The 15,294-nt window shown below is 71.9% G+C and carries 16 protein-coding genes; 10 read left to right on the top strand and 6 right to left on the bottom strand.

Translation table 11 applies throughout. From position 1 onward, the window contains the following. Positions 1 to 52 precede the first annotated feature (52 nt). Positions 53 to 400: a PLD nuclease N-terminal domain-containing protein gene (locus PSQ21_RS13500; protein WP_274035750.1), complete on the bottom strand. Its 348-nt coding sequence runs from the start codon at positions 398 to 400 to the stop codon at positions 53 to 55. A gap of 208 nt (positions 401 to 608) precedes the next feature. Here PSQ21_RS13500 and PSQ21_RS13495 point away from each other — a divergent pair, with 208 nt between their 5' ends. Next, positions 609 to 2,066 carry a menaquinone biosynthesis decarboxylase gene (locus PSQ21_RS13495; RefSeq protein WP_274030752.1) on the top strand — a complete coding sequence of 486 codons (1,458 nt, stop codon included), beginning with the start codon at positions 609 to 611 and terminating at the stop codon, positions 2,064 to 2,066. Beyond that, complete coding sequence (mqnP, locus tag PSQ21_RS13490) at positions 2,063 to 2,983, top strand: menaquinone biosynthesis prenyltransferase MqnP (protein ID WP_274030751.1); 921 nt, start codon at positions 2,063 to 2,065, stop codon at positions 2,981 to 2,983. Before PSQ21_RS13495 ends, mqnP begins: the two co-directional genes overlap by 4 nt. 6 nt (positions 2,984 to 2,989) lie before the next feature. Here mqnP and PSQ21_RS13485 read toward each other — a convergent pair whose 3' ends face one another. Then, on the bottom strand, positions 2,990 to 3,616 hold the full coding sequence (locus tag PSQ21_RS13485) for a rhomboid family intramembrane serine protease (RefSeq protein ID WP_274035749.1): 627 nt from the start codon (positions 3,614 to 3,616) through the stop codon (positions 2,990 to 2,992). A gap of 120 nt (positions 3,617 to 3,736) precedes the next feature. Here PSQ21_RS13485 and PSQ21_RS13480 point away from each other — a divergent pair, with 120 nt between their 5' ends. Then, entirely contained in the window at positions 3,737 to 4,423 is a 687-nt protein-coding gene (locus PSQ21_RS13480) for a UbiX family flavin prenyltransferase (protein WP_274030750.1), read from the top strand. 22 nt (positions 4,424 to 4,445) lie between these two features. On the opposite strand, the gene PSQ21_RS13475 is transcribed toward PSQ21_RS13480, so the two are convergent. After that, positions 4,446 to 4,592 (bottom strand): hypothetical protein, encoded by a 147-nt coding sequence (locus PSQ21_RS13475; protein WP_274036107.1) that lies wholly within the window; start codon positions 4,590 to 4,592, stop codon positions 4,446 to 4,448. Positions 4,593 to 4,713: 121 nt separating this feature from the next. On the opposite strand from PSQ21_RS13475, the gene PSQ21_RS13470 reads away from it, so the two are divergent. The 5 genes from PSQ21_RS13470 to PSQ21_RS13450 all read left to right on the top strand — a co-directional run bounded on the left by PSQ21_RS13470 (position 4,714) and on the right by PSQ21_RS13450 (position 9,239). Beyond that, the gene (locus tag PSQ21_RS13470; RefSeq protein WP_097866673.1) at positions 4,714 to 5,169 is read left to right on the top strand and encodes an Lrp/AsnC family transcriptional regulator; all 456 of its coding nucleotides are present in this window, start codon (positions 4,714 to 4,716) and stop codon (positions 5,167 to 5,169) included. 49 nt (positions 5,170 to 5,218) lie between these two features. Continuing rightward, positions 5,219 to 6,382 carry an aminofutalosine synthase MqnE gene (gene mqnE, locus PSQ21_RS13465; protein WP_274035747.1) on the top strand — a complete coding sequence of 388 codons (1,164 nt, stop codon included), beginning with the start codon at positions 5,219 to 5,221 and terminating at the stop codon, positions 6,380 to 6,382. Between the two features lie 117 nt (positions 6,383 to 6,499). Continuing rightward, a complete protein-coding gene (locus PSQ21_RS13460; protein WP_274030749.1) occupies positions 6,500 to 7,036 on the top strand; it encodes a GNAT family N-acetyltransferase in 537 nt (178 codons plus the stop codon). 75 nt (positions 7,037 to 7,111) lie between these two features. After that, complete coding sequence (locus PSQ21_RS13455; protein WP_274030748.1) at positions 7,112 to 7,405, top strand: DUF4229 domain-containing protein; 294 nt, start codon at positions 7,112 to 7,114, stop codon at positions 7,403 to 7,405. A gap of 463 nt (positions 7,406 to 7,868) precedes the next feature. Then, positions 7,869 to 9,239, top strand: a complete 1,371-nt coding sequence (locus tag PSQ21_RS13450) for a dicarboxylate/amino acid:cation symporter (RefSeq protein ID WP_274030746.1) — start codon at positions 7,869 to 7,871, stop codon at positions 9,237 to 9,239. Positions 9,240 to 9,327: 88 nt separating this feature from the next. On the opposite strand, the gene PSQ21_RS13445 is transcribed toward PSQ21_RS13450, so the two are convergent. Continuing rightward, positions 9,328 to 10,584: an alpha/beta hydrolase family protein gene (locus PSQ21_RS13445; protein WP_274030745.1), complete on the bottom strand. Its 1,257-nt coding sequence runs from the start codon at positions 10,582 to 10,584 to the stop codon at positions 9,328 to 9,330. A 213-nt stretch (positions 10,585 to 10,797) separates the two neighbouring features. On the opposite strand from PSQ21_RS13445, the gene PSQ21_RS13440 reads away from it, so the two are divergent. Then, a complete protein-coding gene (locus tag PSQ21_RS13440) occupies positions 10,798 to 11,439 on the top strand; it encodes a TetR/AcrR family transcriptional regulator (protein ID WP_274030744.1) in 642 nt (213 codons plus the stop codon). Between the two features lie 52 nt (positions 11,440 to 11,491). On the opposite strand, the gene PSQ21_RS13435 is transcribed toward PSQ21_RS13440, so the two are convergent. Then, positions 11,492 to 12,400: a MaoC/PaaZ C-terminal domain-containing protein gene (locus PSQ21_RS13435; RefSeq protein WP_274035745.1), complete on the bottom strand. Its 909-nt coding sequence runs from the start codon at positions 12,398 to 12,400 to the stop codon at positions 11,492 to 11,494. Between the two features lie 5 nt (positions 12,401 to 12,405). Beyond that, on the bottom strand, positions 12,406 to 13,728 hold the full coding sequence (locus PSQ21_RS13430; protein WP_274030743.1) for a 3-oxoacyl-ACP reductase: 1,323 nt from the start codon (positions 13,726 to 13,728) through the stop codon (positions 12,406 to 12,408). A gap of 100 nt (positions 13,729 to 13,828) precedes the next feature. On the opposite strand from PSQ21_RS13430, the gene PSQ21_RS13425 reads away from it, so the two are divergent. Continuing rightward, on the top strand, positions 13,829 to 15,124 hold the full coding sequence (locus PSQ21_RS13425; RefSeq protein WP_274030742.1) for an acetyl-CoA C-acetyltransferase: 1,296 nt from the start codon (positions 13,829 to 13,831) through the stop codon (positions 15,122 to 15,124). Positions 15,125 to 15,294 lie beyond the last annotated feature (170 nt).

Genomic DNA, 15,294 nt, shown 5'->3' with positions numbered 1-15,294 from the left:
TGCGAGCGCAGGTGGGGGGCGAGGCGTCACCCCCGGCGGCGGGAGAGGCCCGTCAGGACGTGGGCGGAGTCCTGTCGTCGGGGCCCGTACCGCCGTCGCGGCGGCCCCGCTCCTCCTCGGCCTCGGCGTCCTTCTCGTCCTTGAGCGACTTGAGGAAGTCCGGGTTGTCGTCCGGGGCCACCCACTGCTGCCGCCCGCGCCGCTGCCAGGCGGGACCCGTGCCTCCGGCGCTGTTGTGGCGGTTCTTGCCGGCGACGAGCCACACGACCGGCCCGACGACCCAGAACAGCAGGATGATGAAGACCCAGGCGATCTTCGGCAGATGCTTGGTGTCCTCCTCGGAGGTGTGCAGGCAGTCGATGAACGCGTAGATCGTCAGAGCCAGCGGGACGATGATCATCAGGGCTCTCATGGTGCGTCCCCCAGGAAGCGGCGGCGGGCGGGATGATTGCCCGGTATCGCGGCCAGGGTACCGGCTCGGGATGAAGGAGCCGGGGCCCGGAGCCGTACGCGCCGGGCGCGTGCGCGGACGGTCGGCGGACTTTCGGCGCGCGTGGCCGGGGGAGCCCCGGCGGGGCCGCGGGGGCGGGGATGACAAACTGGACCGCATGGCTTACGACGATCTTCGCTCCCTGCTCCGGGCTCTCGAGCGCGATGGTGATCTCAAGCGCGTCAAGGTCGAGGTCGACCCCCACCTGGAGGTCGGCGAGATCGTCGACCGGGTCAACAAGGCGGGCGGTCCGGCCCTGCTGTTCGAAAACGTCAAGGGGTCCTCGATGCCCCTGGCCATGAACGTCTTCGGTACCGACCGGCGGCTCCTGAAGGCCCTGGGCCTCACGTCGTACAGCGACATCAGCGACAAGATCGGCGGCCTCCTGAAGCCGGAGCTGCCGCAGGGCTTCGTCGGGGTGCGGGAGGCCTTCGGGAAGCTCGGCTCGATGGTGCACGTGCCGCCGAAGAAGGTGAAGTCCGGCGACGCGCCCGTCCAGGACGTGGTGCTGACCGGCGACGACGTCGACCTGGACAAGCTGCCCGCGCTGTTCACCTGGCCCGAGGACGGCGGCTCGTTCTTCAACCTCGGCCTCACCCACACCAAGCACCCCGAGAACGGCGTCCGGAACCTGGGCCTCTACCGGCTCCAGCGGCACGACAAGCGCACCATCGGGATGCACTGGCAGATCCACAAGGACAGCGCCAACCACTACCAGGTCGCCGCGAGGCGCGGTGAGCGGCTGCCCGTCGCCATCGCCTTCGGCTGCCCGCCGGCCGTGACGTACGCCTCCACCGCGCCGCTGCCCGGGGACATCGACGAGTACCTCTTCGCCGGGTTCCTCCAGGGCAAGCGGATCGAGATGGTCGACTGCAAGACCGTGCCGCTCCAGGTCCCCGCGCAGGCGGAGGTCGTCATCGAGGGCTGGCTGGAGCCGGGCGAGATGCTCCCCGAGGGCCCGTTCGGGGACCACACCGGCTTCTACACCCCGCAGGAACCGTTCCCCGCACTGACCATCGACTGCGTCACCATGCGGAAGCGGCCGCTGCTCCAGTCCATCGTGGTGGGGCGCCCGCCGACCGAGGACGGGCCGCTGGGCCGGGCCACGGAACGTTTCTTCCTGCCGCTGCTGAAGATCATCGTGCCGGACATCGTGGACTACCACCTCCCCGAGGCGGGCGGTTTCCACAACTGCGCGATCGTCTCGATCGACAAGAAGTACCCGAAGCACGCCCAGAAGGTCATGAGCGCGATCTGGGGCGCGCACATGATGTCGCTGACCAAGCTGATCGTGGTGGTGGACGCCGACTGCGACGTCCACGATCTGCACGAGGTCGCCTGGCGGGCGCTCGGCAACACCGACTACGCCCGCGACCTCACGGTCACCGAGGGGCCGGTGGACCACCTGGACCACGCCTCGTACCAGCAGTTCTGGGGCGGCAAGGCGGGCATCGACGCCACCCGGAAGCTGCCCACCGAGGGCTACACCCGGGACGGCGGATGGCCGGAGATGGTCGTCTCCGACCCGGAGACGGCGGCGAAGGTCGACCGTCGCTGGAAGGAATACGGGCTGTGAGCAGTACGGCGGAAGCGGCGTCCGTTCCCGGGCCCGCGCCCTCGGACAGCAAGGTGAAGGCCTTCCTGCGGCTCGTGATGATCGAGCACTCCGTCTTCGCGCTGCCCTTCGCGTACATCGCCGCGCTGACCGCGATGTTCCTGATGGACGGCACCGTCCACTGGGGCACGCTGCTGCTCGTCACGCTGGCGATGGTGGGACTGCGGACGTTCGCGATGGCCGCCAACCGGATCATCGACCGGGAGATCGACGCCCGGAATCCGCGGACCGCCGGCCGTGAGCTGGTGACCGGCGCGGTGTCCGTGAAGTCCGCGTGGACCGGCGCGCTCGTCGCGCTGGTCGTCTTCCTGGGCGCGGCGGCCCTGCTCAACCCGTTGTGCCTGGCGCTCGCGCCGCTGGCCGTCGTGCCGATGGTGGTCTACCCGTACGGCAAGCGGTTCACGAACTTCCCGCACGCCATCCTGGGCCTCGCGCAGGCCATCGGGCCGGTCGGCGCCTGGCTCGCGGTGACCGGCAGCTGGTCGTGGGACGCGGTGATCCTCGGGCTCGCCGTCGGCATCTGGATCGGCGGCTTCGACCTGATCTTCGCCTGCCAGGACGTCCGGGCCGACCGGGCCCAGGGGGTGCTCTCCTTCCCGGCGCGCTTCGGGATCCCGGCCGCGCTGTGGGGTGCGCGGGTGTGCCACGCGGTCACCACCGGGCTGCTGGTGTGGTTCGGACTGGCCACGGGCGCCGAGGCCTTCTACTGGATCGGCATGGCCGTCGTCGCGGTGGCGTTCGTCTACGAGCACCGGGTGGTGCGGCCGCACGACCTGTCCCGGCTGAACCGGGCGTTCTTCACCGTGAACGGCTTCATCGGCATCGCGCTGTTCGCCTGCGCGCTGCTCGACCTGCTGATGCGCGGCCTCACGCCGTGAGGCCCCTCAGACCGTGACCAGGTTGTCCGGCGCGCGGCGCGGGCGGCGGAAGAAGAAGGCCGCCGCCACCCCGCCGGCCAGCCCGAACAGGTGGCCCTGCCAGCTGACGCCCGAGTCGGTCGGCAGGACGCCCCACAGCAGCGAGCCGTAGACCACGGCGACGCCGATGCCTATGAGGACGTCCCAGGGGCGGCGGTCCACGAAGCCGCGGACCAGCAGATAGCCGAACAGCCCGAAGACCACGCCGGACGCGCCGAGCGTCACCGTGTTCGGCGGGGCGGTCAGCCAGACGCCGAGGCCGCTGACCAGGATGATCGTCACGACGACGGCGGCGAACCGGCGCAGCCCCGCGAGGGCGGCGATGAAGCCGAGGACCAGCAGCGGGACGCTGTTGGAGGCCAGGTGCTCCCAGCCGCTGTGCAGGAACGCGGCGGGCACCACGTCCCGCAGCTCCGCCGTTTCGCGCGGGCTGATGCCGTAGGTGTCGAGGGCGTGGCCCGTGGCCGTGTCGATCCCTTCGAGGACCCACAGCAGGGCCACCCAGCCCGCCATCAGGATCCCGGCGGTCAGGGCCCGCGCACCGCCGGTGGTGCCGTTGCCCGCGGTGCGGTCGGTGGTCCAGTAGTCGCCCATGGTCTGCCCCTGCCCCGAATGGCCCGTCACCCGGTGAACGTCTGCGGCGCCCGCCCGGTTCCGGGTGCCGGGCGGGACGGCGTGGCGGATAGGCTCGCGGGTGTGGAATCCAGGACTTCAGTGACTCATCAGCAGCGGCGGCCTTGGATTGTCGGGGTGTCGGGCGCTTCGGGTACCCCGTTCGCGGCCTCCGTGCTGCGCGGGCTGCTGACGGCGGGCGAGAGCGTGGACCTGGTGGTGAGCCGGGCCTCGCGGCTCACGCTGCTGGACGAGACCGGCATCGCGTTCCGGGACGGGCACTGGCGCGAGGATCTGCGGAGCTGGCTGGAGCGGGGGGCCGACGGGAAGCCGGACGCGTTCGTGGTCGGGGACGCGGAGCTGGAGCGCGTACGCCACTGGTCGGCCGGTGATCTGGCGGCCGGGCCGTCCTCCGGGTCGTACCCGGCGAAGGGGATGCTCATCGTGCCGGCCTCGACGGCCTGTGTGGCCGGAGTGGCGCTCGGTCTGTCGAAGGATCTGCTCCAGCGGGCCGCGAGCGTGACGCTCAAGGAGCGCCGCCCGCTCGTCGTCGCGGTGCGCGAGACGCCGCTGAGCGGCCAGACGCTGAAGCAGATGGTGGCCCTGGACGAGGCGGGCGCGGTCGTGCTGCCCGCCTCTCCGGCGTTCTACGCGGGTGCGACGCACATCCAGGATCTGGTGGATTTCGTCGCGGGCCGGGTGCTGGACGCGGGAGGCGTGCCGCACCGGCTGTACCGCCGTTGGGAAGGAGAGCTCGGTGGCGGTTCCCGAGGCACCCGGGGCCGATAGGCCCTGGTCGGTCGCGCCCTGGTCAGCGCTTCTTGTGCGCGCGCGGGGTGCGGGTCTTGTCGACGCGGTGCGCGGCGGCGGGCTGGTGGGCACGCGAGCGGTTGGCCAGGTCCTGCAGCTCGCGCATCCGGGCGTAGGCCATCTCGATCGTGTACACGGTGAGGTTCACTCCTGAAGATTCGAAAGCGTTTCTTGGATGTTCTAGAAGATTTACAGGGCGTCAGCCCTGCATGCCTTAGATTCTACACGTAAACTCGCGGTACTGCTGAACAATGGAAGGTTTCAGTCATATGGACGCGGTGGACAGGCAGCTCATCCAGGCCCTCAGGGAGAACGGCAGGGCCTCGTACGCCGAGCTGGGACGGCTCGTGGGGCTCTCCGGGCCCAGCGTCACCGACCGCATCAACCGGCTGGAAACCGCCGGGGTCATCACCGGCTACCGCGCCACCGTCGACTCCGCGTCGCTGGGGCTCGGCGTGACCGCGCTGATCGGGATCTCGCTCTCGGACGCGGCCGACCACGAGGACGTGGCGCACCGGCTGAAGGACCTCGCGGAGATCGAGGACGCCTGGTTCATCGCGGGCGACGACTCGTACATGCTCAAGGTCCGGGTCGGCGACGTGGACGGACTGGAGAAGACGATCCGCCGCCTCAGCGGCACGAAGGGCGTCTCCCGGACCCGCACCACGATCGTGCTCTCCACCAAGTGGGAGAACCGGGTCGGAGAACTCCCCGAAGAGGCGTAGGCGTACGGTTGGTCGGAGTCTGATACACGGAGATATGGGAGGCGGACTGGTGGACGCGGGACTCAAGCGCGAGCTGGAGGAGAAGGTCCGGGCCGGCGAGCGGCTGACCCGCGAGGACGGGATCGCCCTCTACGCGTCCGACGACCTGGCGTGGCTGGGCGGGCTGGCGCACGAGGTGCGCACGCGCAAGAACGGCGACGTGGTGCACTTCAACGTCAACCGTCACCTCAACATGACCAACGTGTGCACCGCCTCGTGCGCGTACTGCTCGTTCCAGCGCAAGCCGGGCGAGAAGGACGCGTACACGATGCGCATCGAGGAGGCCGTCCGCCTCGCCAAGGCGATGCAGGGCGAGAACCTCACCGAGCTGCACATCGTCAACGGCCTCCACCCGACGCTGCCGTGGCGCTACTACCCGCGCTCGCTCAGCGCGCTGAAGGAAGCCCTGCCCGAGGTCGCGCTGAAGGCGTTCACGGCGACGGAGATCCACCACTTCGAGACGATCTCCGGCCTCTCGGCCTCCGAGATCCTCGACGAGCTGATCGAGGCCGGTCTCGAATCGCTGACCGGCGGCGGCGCGGAGATCTTCGACTGGGAGGTCCGCCAGCACATCGTCGACCACCGCACCCACTGGGAGGACTGGTCGCGCATCCACCGCCTCGCGCACGAGAAGGGGCTCAAGACCCCCGCGACGATGCTGTACGGGCACATCGAGGAGCCCCGTCACCGCGTCGACCACGTGCTGAGGCTGCGGGAGATGCAGGACGAGACCGGCGGCTTCCAGGTCTTCATCCCGCTGCGCTACCAGCACGACTTCGTGGACATGAAGGACGGCAAGATCCGCAACAAGCTCCAGGCGCGCACCACGATGGCGACCGGCGCCGAGGCGCTGAAGACCTTCGCGGTCTCCCGGCTGCTCTTCGACAACGTGCCGCACGTCAAGGTGTTCTGGGTGATGCACGGTGTGCAGACCGCCCAGCTCGCGCTGCAGCACGGAGCCGACGACATGGACGGCTCGGTCGTCGAGTACAAGATCACGCACGACGCCGACGACTTCGGCACGCCGAACAAGCTCGGCCGCGAGGATCTGCTGGACCTGATCCGCGACGCCGGTTTCCGGCCGGTCGAGCGGAACACCCGGTACGAGATCCTGCGCGAGTACCCGGGTCCGGAGGCGGACCGCCGCGAGTCGCCGCAGCCGATGCGCGTCTGACGCCCGCGCTGCCCGACCCCACACCGAACGAAAGCCCCGGCCGCCGTCCCCGGCCGGGGCTTTCTCGCGGTCCGGACAGAGTTGAGCCGGACAGGGTGTAATGGTTAGTCTGCACTTATGGCACTTACTTTCGAGCTGGATCCCTCGTTCACCCCCGACCTGCGCGACGGCATCACCGCCCTGTGGGCCGACGTCAGCAACGCGGGCGGCGCCGTCGGCTTCGTCCCGCCCGTCACGGCCGAGGAGATCCGGCCCGAACTGCTGAAGCACCTGGTCGCCATCGAGGAGGGCCGCACCCGGCTGGTGGTCGGCCGGGACGAGGACGGGGCCGTCGCCGCCACCGCCTTCCTCGCCCTGAACACCCACCGGCTCATGAAGCACTGGCTGTGGCTCTACACCGTCATGGTCCACCCCCGCCACCAGGGCAAGGGGTACGGCCGCGACCTCATGGCCGCCGTCGCCGAGGCCGCCCGGTCCGTCGAGGGCATCGAGGCGATCCGCCTCACCTGCCGGGGCGGTACCGGCGCCGACCGCTTCTACGCCGCCTGCGGCTACAAGGAGGTCGGCCGGGTGCCGGACGCGATCCGAGTCGCCCCCGGCGACGACCGCGACGACATCGTCATGCTCCTCCCGCTGGGCCCGGCAACCCCCTGAACCGAGAGAATTCGGGCCATGCTTCACTGGACGGGCAGAAGCGTGTCGAGAGTCCATGGGAAGAGAGGGCCAGCCGTGTCCGCTGCCAAGCCGAGCGCCTTGATCCGTTACACGGCGTTGCGCCTGCTGATCTTCGTCGGCTGCTTCCTCGCCGCCGGTGTCGCCGTCCACTTCGGGCTGGTGCCCGCAGGGCTCGGGGGCTCCAACGTCATCTGGGTGATGCTCCTCGGCCTCCTCCTCTCCGCCCCGCTCAGCTATGTGCTGCTGCGCAGGCAGCGCGACGAGATGTCCGAGCAGATCGTCTCCACCGTCGACCGCACCAAGGCGCGCCTCGACGCCAACCGCACCCGCGAGGACGCGGTCCAGTAGCGCCCGCGACGCCCGCGACACCTGTAGACGCCACGTAAGCTTCCTCACACGCGCACGCCGTGCGCCCCCTTCTCCGCCGGACCCCGGGCCGGAGCCGACAGGCTCCAGCGCCGGGGTCCGCGGCGTTCCGCGCCCTGTTCCGGCGCTTTCCGGCCTTCTCCGTACGACGGGGCCGCACTCGGAAGCCAAAGAAAGGCTTTGAGGTTCTCAAAGTTCAAGTGTTAACGTATTCGACGTGAAGACAGCTGTGCGCCTCCGCCATGCCGCGAGTATCCCGCTCGTGGCGCGCCTGCATGTCGATCTCTGCCGCTGTATGTCCGCGGTCTGTTGCCGCGAGGTCTGATACGGCATCATGCAGCGGCACCGCCCCTCGACGCGGGCGCCGCGACCCCGTCCCCGTTCCACCGCACGACCGCACGGATGGATCCGTGCGTCCCGATGCGTCCCCCGTTGGAGTGTGTCCGTGTCCGCGAACCCCGCGCCCACCACCCCCGAGGCCGATCAGCCCACCGGCTCCGGCCCCGGCTTCCGTATACCCAGGGTCCCGTTCTGGGCCCAGATCGTCGCCGGTCTGGTCCTCGGCGTACTGCTCGGCTGGCTGGCCCGCAGCCAGGACCTCGGCTGGCTCGTCACCACCCTCGACGAGATCGGCTCGCTCTTCGTCCAGCTGCTGAAGCTGGCCGTCGCCCCGCTGGTCTTTTTCGCGATCCTCGTGTCGATCACCAACCTGCGCCAGGTCAACAACGCCGCCCGGCTCGCGACCCGCACCCTGCTCTGGTTCATGATCACCTCACTGATCGCGGTCGCCATCGGCCTCGCGATCGGCCTGATCACCAACCCGGGCTCCGGCACCGGCCTCACGCCGAAGGACGGCGCGCTCTCCGAGACCAAGGGCAGCTGGATCGACTTCCTCACCGGCATCGTCCCGGACAACGTGATCACGCCGTTCACCGAGCTGAACGTGCTCCAGATCGTGTTCATGGCCGCCGTCGCCGGCATCGCCGCCCTCAAGCTCGGCGAGAAGGCCAAGCCGATCCTCACCCTCAGCCAGTCGGTCCTGGAGCTGCTCCAGAAGGCCCTGTGGTGGGTCATCCGCCTCGCCCCGATCGGCACCGTCGGCCTCATCGGCTACGCCATCGCCGACTACGGCTGGGACCTCATCGGCAAGTACGCGACGTTCACCGCCGACGTCTACATCGGCTGCGCCCTGGTGATGTTCGGCATCTACCCGCTGCTCCTGGCCACCGCCGCCAAGGTCAGCCCGCTCCAGTTCTACAAGGGCGCCTGGCCCGCGATCCAGCTCGCCTTCGTCTCCCGCTCCTCGGTCGGCACCATGCCGGTCACCCAGAAGGTCACCGAGCGCCTCGGCGTTCCGAAGGAGTACGCCTCCTTCGCCGTACCGTTCGGCGCGACCACCAAGATGGACGGCTGCGCCGCGATCTACCCGGCGCTGGCCGCGATCTTCATCGCGCAGATCTTCGACGTGCAGCTGGGCATCGGCGACTACCTCCTGATTGCCTTCGTCTCGGTGATCGGCTCGGCGGCCACCGCCGGACTCACCGGCGCGACGGTCATGCTGACCCTCACCCTCTCCACGCTGGGCCTCCCGCTGGAGGGCGTCGGCCTGCTGATGGCCATCGACCCGATCCTCGACATGATGCGCACCGCCACCAACGTGGCCGGCCAGGCGCTGGTCCCGGTGATCGTCTCGGCCCGGGAGAAGATCCTCGACCACGACGCGTACGACTCGGCCTCGGCCTCCCCGCTGGAGGCCTTCGGTCAGGACGAGGTCCGCGAGGCCGAGCGGAAGGTGACCCTGCCGGCCCCCGCCTGACGTCGCGGGCGGCACCCGCCCCCCGCCCGACCGCGCCCCCGGCCCACGTTCCGTACGTGGGCCGGGGGCGCGGTCGTCTCCGCGTACGTCAGGGGCGCTGGAAGAGGACCTCGGGGTTGGCCGGGGTCGGGCCGTCCAGCAGCCGGGCCGGCCGGCCGCGCAGGCTCCGGTCGAAGAAGGCCGTCACATAGCTCCTGGTGATCGTGGTCGAGCGGGCGGCGGACAGCGGCGCGTCCGGGTCCTCGATGCCGAGCTGCTCACCGATCTCCGGGGTGTCCGTGAAGGTGAAGTGCCCGGCGTCCCGCACCGTCAGCCACCGCTTCCAGCCGTCCAGCCGGTCCCAGGCGTCGTCCCAGGACGCGTCGCCGCCGCCGGGACCGTGCCCGGGGTCGGTGCCCAGCATCAGGAACGGCCGCCCGCCCAGTCCCCGGACGGGGGCCGGGTCGAAGAACGTGCCGTCCATGTTGACCCCCGCGTCCACCCGGCGGTCCGCGGCCATCGTGGAGGAGGCCGCGTTGCCCCCGATGGAATGGCCGGCCATGCCCACTCGCCGGGGGTCGATCGTCCGGGCGTGCCGCCATGCCGGGTCCGGGCCGGTCAGCCGGTCCAGCAGGAACGAGAAGTCGTCGGCCCGCCCGGCGGAGACGGTGGCCAGGACCGCCCGCCGCGCGGCCAGGTCGGGCTGCGCGTCCACCTTGTCGCAGGCCGCACAGGTGAGGACCCGCCCGTCGGGCAGTTGCGTACCGGTCGACTCGTACGGATGGTCCGCGGTCGCCACGACGTAACCCCGGCTCGCCAGCTCCTCCGCGAGCCCGGTCAGCGTGGCCCGGGGCGTGCCGAAGCCGGGGGAGAGCAGGACCAGCGGGAAGCGGCCCGGGGCCGGGCGGGCCGCCGTACGGGCATGGGTGCGGGTGGCGCCGACCAGTCCGGGCTCCACGACGTCCTCGAGACCGCGTTGCGCGAGCATCAGCCGCGCCTCTTCCTCCGTCATGTACGGGGCGGGGTCGCCGCCGGTGCCGGGGCGGGCCGGATAGTTCAGCGACACCAGCAACTGGCGCGGCCCGGCGGCCGGCACCCAGGGGTCGGTGCGCGCGTGGTCGGTCAGGAACAGGGTGTCGCGGCCGGTGGCGTACCGGCCGGTGGGCCGGGGGAGATGAAGGCCCGGCTCGGCGAGGTCGCCGCCGGGGGCGGCGGAGGCGGCGGAGGCGGGAGGTAAGGCGGTGGCCGGCGCCGGGCCGGACGCCGAGGCGGGCGCGGCCGTGGCCAGTGCGGCCAGAGCGGTCAGGGCGAGCGCCGCGGCGGTCGCGGCGACCCCGGCCGGCCCGTTGCGAAGAAAGATCGTCATGGCCGTAAAGCTAGGCGGCGGCCCGGACGGCCCGCATCGGACGCAGGGTGGAGACCGTGTGGGACCGGGGGATGACCACGCTCCTTCGCAGGTCACGAACAGGCCGCCCGCCCCGCACGTGATCGCTCCTCCACGACGCTCCTCCACGACGCCGGGCCGCGCGCCGCCGTACCCTGGGGCGGGAGCAGGGCAGTGGGGGCGGGGAGGACCGACATGGGTGCAGTGAAGAGCAAACGGATGCCGCGCGCCGTGCGCGAGCAGCAGATGATGGACGCCGCGGTGCGGACCTTCGGGCAGCGCGGCTACCGGGCCGCCTCGATGGACGAGATCGCGGAGCTGGCGGGCGTGTCCAAGCCGTTGGTCTACCTGTACCTGAACTCCAAGGAAGAGCTGTTCTCCGCCTGCATCCGCCGCGAGGCGAACGCCCTGCTGGAGGCGGTGCGGGCGGGCGTGGAGCCGGGGCTGCCCGCCGACGGCCAACTGTGGGCGGGGCTGCGGGCGTTCTTCCTCCACACCGCCGAGAACCCGGACGGCTGGTCGGTCCTGCACCGCCAGGCGCGTTCGCACGGGGAGCCGTTCGTCAGCGAGCTCGGCTCCATGCGGAACGAGATCGTCGCGTTCGTGACGGGCCTGATCGGGGCCGCCGCCCGCGAGGCCCACAGCGACCCCGCACTCGCGGACCGGGACGTGGCAGGGCTCGCGCAGGCGCTGGTGGGGGCCGCGGAGTCGCTGGCGGGCTGGGCCAACGACACCCCGGACGTCTCGGCGAAGGAGGCCGCGGCGACCCTCATGAACTTCGCCTGGGCGGGCTTGGGGAACCTGATGCACGCCCGGCCCTGGCAGCCTCCGGTCTAGGTCCTTTCGTCAAACTGCCCTCGCGAGGCAGACGGCAGTTTGACGACAGGGCCTAGCCAGGGGGTGTCCGGCCCACCGATCCCACGAGGTGCACGCGCCCGTCGGGGCCGCGCAGTTCGAAGGCGTTCCCGGCGGCGTCGGCCGCGTACGTCACGGTGGCGGGGAGCAGGACGGGGGCCCTGAAGCCGGCCCGTACGGAACGGATCGCGGCCGGATCGCCGGCCTCGGCCAGGCAGCGGGCGACCGTCCACATGCCGTGCGCGATGGCCCGGGGAAAGCCGAACAGCCGGGCGGTCAGCGGATGGAGGTGGATCGGGTTGCGGTCCCCGGAGACGGCTCCGTACCGCCGCCCGAGGTCACCGGGCAGCCGCCACGCGGCCCGGGCGGGCAGGCTCCCGGCGGCCGGAGCGGCGGCGGTGACGGAGCCGGCCCCCTGCGCGGCTGCCGCCCGGCCCGGGGTCGCCCGGCCCGGGGTCGTGCGGTCCGGGGTTGTGCGGTCCGGCGTGGCCTGCCGGTGCCGGGACAGATAGCCGCTGCGGGACTCCCACACCAGCTCCCCGCCCACCCGCGCCTCGGTCGCCATCGTGACCTCGGCGCCGCGCCGGTGCGGGCTCAACCCGGCTGCGTAAACGGCCAGTTCAAGCGGTTCAGCGGGCCCCACGGCCCGGTGCGGGGTGATCTCGATCCAGGTGTGGACGAGCCCGAGCACCGGCAGCGGGAAGGCGCGGCCGGTCATCAGCCGCATGGTGAGCGGGAAGGCCAGTACATGCGGGTACGTGAGCGGCAGCGGCCCGGATTCCGGGAACCCGCAGATGCTCCGGTACGCGGCGAGGGGCCCGGGCGCGACGGGTGCGGCCGGGCGGGTGAGGCGGTCGGGCGGCAGGGTGGCGCCCGGCCGTCCGGCGCGCTTGAACGGCGAGGTGAGGGCCCCGCGCGCGAGCGAGGCGCTGAGCGAGGTCACCGGACTCACGCCCCCAGAAGGCTCTGGCCGCAGACGCGCAGCACCTGGCCGTTGACGGCCCCGGAGGCGGGCTGGGCGAACCAGGCGACGGCCTCGGCGACATCGGCGGGAAGCCCGCCCTGGGAGAGGGAGTTCATCCGGCGGCCCGCCTCACGGATGAGGAAGGGCACGGCGGCGGTCATCCTCGTCTCGATGAAGCCGGGGGCCACCGCGTTGACGGTGACACCGTGCTCGGCGGCGGCGCGCGGCCCGAGCGAGCGGACGAGGCCGATGACGCCCGCCTTGCTGGCCGCGTAGTTGGTCTGGCCGTCGTTGCCCGCGATGCCCGCGATGGAGGCGGTGGCGACGATCCGGCCGCCCCGGTTCAGGGCGCCCGAGGCCAGGAGCTCGTCGGTGGTGCGGAGCACGCTGTCGAGGTTGACCTCGATGACCTGGGCCCAGCGCTCGGCGGGCATGTTGGCGAGGCGGCGGTCGCGGGTGATGCCCGCGTTGTGGACGAGGACGTCGAGCCCGTCCGGTGCGGCGGCGGCGATGCGGGCCGCGGCGTCGGGCGCGGTGATGTCCAGCGGCAGCGCGGTGGCCCCGAGCCGGTCGGCGGTGCGCACCAGGTCGTCCTGGGCGCCGGGGACGTCCAGCACGATCACCTGGGCCCCGTCGCGGGCGAGGACCGAGGCGACGGACGCGCCGATGCCCCGGGCCGCGCCCGTGACCAGGGCGGTACGGCCGGCGAGCGGGGCGGCCCAGTCGGGCATGGAGCCCGGGGCGGCGGCGGTCAGCTCGATCACCTGGCCGCTGACGTACGCGGACCGGGGGGAGAGGAGGAAACGGAGGGTGGACTCGGCGGCTCCCGGCGTCGCGTCGGCCGAGAGCCGCAGGAGCTGGACCGTGGAACCGCGCCGGACCTCCTTGCCCAGTGACCGGACGAAACCCTCCAACGCCTGCTGGGCAGCGGCCTGATGGTGGTCCTCCACGGTCGGCGGCGTGCCGACGACGACGATCCGGCCACCGGGAGCCAGCGACCGTACGACGGGGTGGAGGGCGGCGTGCACCTCGGCGAGGCCCCGGGCGGAGGCAACCCCGGTGGCGTCCAGGACGATCCCGGCCGGCCGCGTCGGCCGCTCCTCGATGGCGAGCCCGGTCGTGGCCAGCACCTTGGCCAGCCCGTCCCGGATCGCCGAGGTCCCGGCGGTCAGATGCAGCAGGGGCCCGTCCAGACGCGGTGTCTCCAGGGTCCAGCGGCGCAGGGGGGCGGGCTGCGGCAGGCCGAGCCGCCGGGTGAGGAAGCGACCGGGTGCTGTGCCGGTGAGGTGCAGATAGCGATCGGCCATTGTCCTGACTCCCTGCTCGGTCGTAGATTTACTCTGGAGTAAGGTTACTTAAGAGTCAGGAGCTGGTCGAGATGAACAATCCCGGACCGACCGAGACGAGATGGTCACGGTGACGAGCCCGCGACCGTCCCTTCCCCTCGCCCTGCCGCAGCCGCGCCGCGTGGCGGTCATCGGCGGGAGCCGTACCCCCTTCGCCCGATCCGACGGCCCGTACGCCACCGCCTCCAACCAGGACCTGCTCACGGCCGCGCTCGACGGCCTCGTGGACCGATACAACCTGGCCGGGGACCGGCTCGGGGTGTTCGTCGCGGGCGCGGTCCTCAAGCACAGCCGTGACTTCAACCTGGCGAGGGAGACGGTCCTCGGCTCCGCGCTCGACCCGCGCACCCCGGCGTACGACATCCAACAGGCCTGCGGCACGGGCCTCCAGGCGGTGATCGCCGCCGCGAACACGATCGCGCTCGGGTCCGTCGACTCGGCGATCGCGGGCGGCTCCGACACCACCAGCGACGCCCCGCTCGGCGTCAACGACGAACTGCGCCGCATCCTGCTCGCCGCCCGCCGCGCCAGGACGACGGGCGCCCGCCTCAAGGCGCTGGCCGCCGTCCGCCCCCGCCACCTCGTGCCGGACATCCCGCGCAACGCCGAACCCCGCACCGGCCTGTCGATGGGCGAGCACGCCGCAGTCACCGCCCGCCGCTGGCAGGTGAGCCGGGAGGAGCAGGACCTGCTGGCCGCCACGAGCCACCAGCGCCTGGCAGCCGCGTACGAACGAGGCTTCCTGGACGACCTGGTGGTTCCGTACCGGGGCCTGGGCCGCGACCAGAACCTCCGCCCGGGGTCGACGGCCGAGAAACTGGCAGGCCTGAAGCCGGTGTTCGGAGTGGACGGCCCCAACCCCACTATGACGGCGGGCAATTCGACCCCGCTGACGGACGGGGCGGCGACGGTCCTGCTGGCGAGCGAGGAGTGGGCGCGGGAGCGGGGCCTGGAACCGCTCGCCTACCTCTCCCTGTACGAGACGGCGGCCGTCGACCACGTCGACGGCGACGACGGCCTCCTCATGGCCCCGGCGTACGCGGTGCCGCGCCTGCTGGAGCGGGCCGGGCTGGGCATCGAGGACTTCGACCTGTACGAGATCCACGAGGCCTTCGCCTCCCAGGTGCTGGCCACCCTCGCCGCCTGGGAGAAGCAGGGCCTGGCCCCGGTGGACCGGACCCGCCTGAACGTGGCCGGATCCTCCCTGGCCACCGGCCACCCGTTCGCCGCGACGGGCGCCCGGATCGTCGCCACCCTGGCCAAGCTGCTCGCGGAGCGGGACGCGCCGGGCCGGGGCCTGATCTCGATCTGCGCGGCGGGCGGCCAGGGGGTGACCGCCATCCTGGAACGCCCCTGACCTGCTTGCCTCGCGCCGCATCCCTGCCGGACGGACGCCCGGTGACCCGATCTGCCCGCCACCTCCGCGCCCCTCCGCCGGAGGGAAGACCCGGCGAGCCGACCTGCCCGCCACCTCCGTACCCCTCCGCCGGACGGACGGACGGCGAACCGACCCGCCCGCCACCTCCG

It is taken from the genome of Streptomyces sp. MMBL 11-1 (assembly GCF_028622875.1).
GTDB lineage: Bacteria > Actinomycetota > Actinomycetes > Streptomycetales > Streptomycetaceae > Streptomyces.
The sequence above is the reverse complement of the archived record's forward strand: the minus strand, read 5'-3'. Positions and strand labels throughout refer to the sequence as shown.

Coding starts and splice junctions, on each gene's coding strand:
- PSQ21_RS13500 (WP_274035750.1), bottom strand. CDS start 400: ATGATCATCGTCCCGCTGGCTCTGACGATCTACGCGTTCATCGACTGC.
- PSQ21_RS13495 (WP_274030752.1), top strand. CDS start 609: ATGGCTTACGACGATCTTCGCTCCCTGCTCCGGGCTCTCGAGCGCGAT.
- PSQ21_RS13485 (WP_274035749.1), bottom strand. CDS start 3,616: ATGGGCGACTACTGGACCACCGACCGCACCGCGGGCAACGGCACCACC.
- PSQ21_RS13470 (WP_097866673.1), top strand. CDS start 4,714: ATGGACGCGGTGGACAGGCAGCTCATCCAGGCCCTCAGGGAGAACGGC.
- PSQ21_RS13460 (WP_274030749.1), top strand. CDS start 6,500: ATGGCACTTACTTTCGAGCTGGATCCCTCGTTCACCCCCGACCTGCGC.
- PSQ21_RS13445 (WP_274030745.1), bottom strand. CDS start 10,584: ATGACGATCTTTCTTCGCAACGGGCCGGCCGGGGTCGCCGCGACCGCC.
- PSQ21_RS13440 (WP_274030744.1), top strand. CDS start 10,798: ATGGGTGCAGTGAAGAGCAAACGGATGCCGCGCGCCGTGCGCGAGCAG.
- PSQ21_RS13430 (WP_274030743.1), bottom strand. CDS start 13,728: ATGGCCGATCGCTATCTGCACCTCACCGGCACAGCACCCGGTCGCTTC.
- PSQ21_RS13425 (WP_274030742.1), top strand. CDS start 13,829: ATGGTCACGGTGACGAGCCCGCGACCGTCCCTTCCCCTCGCCCTGCCG.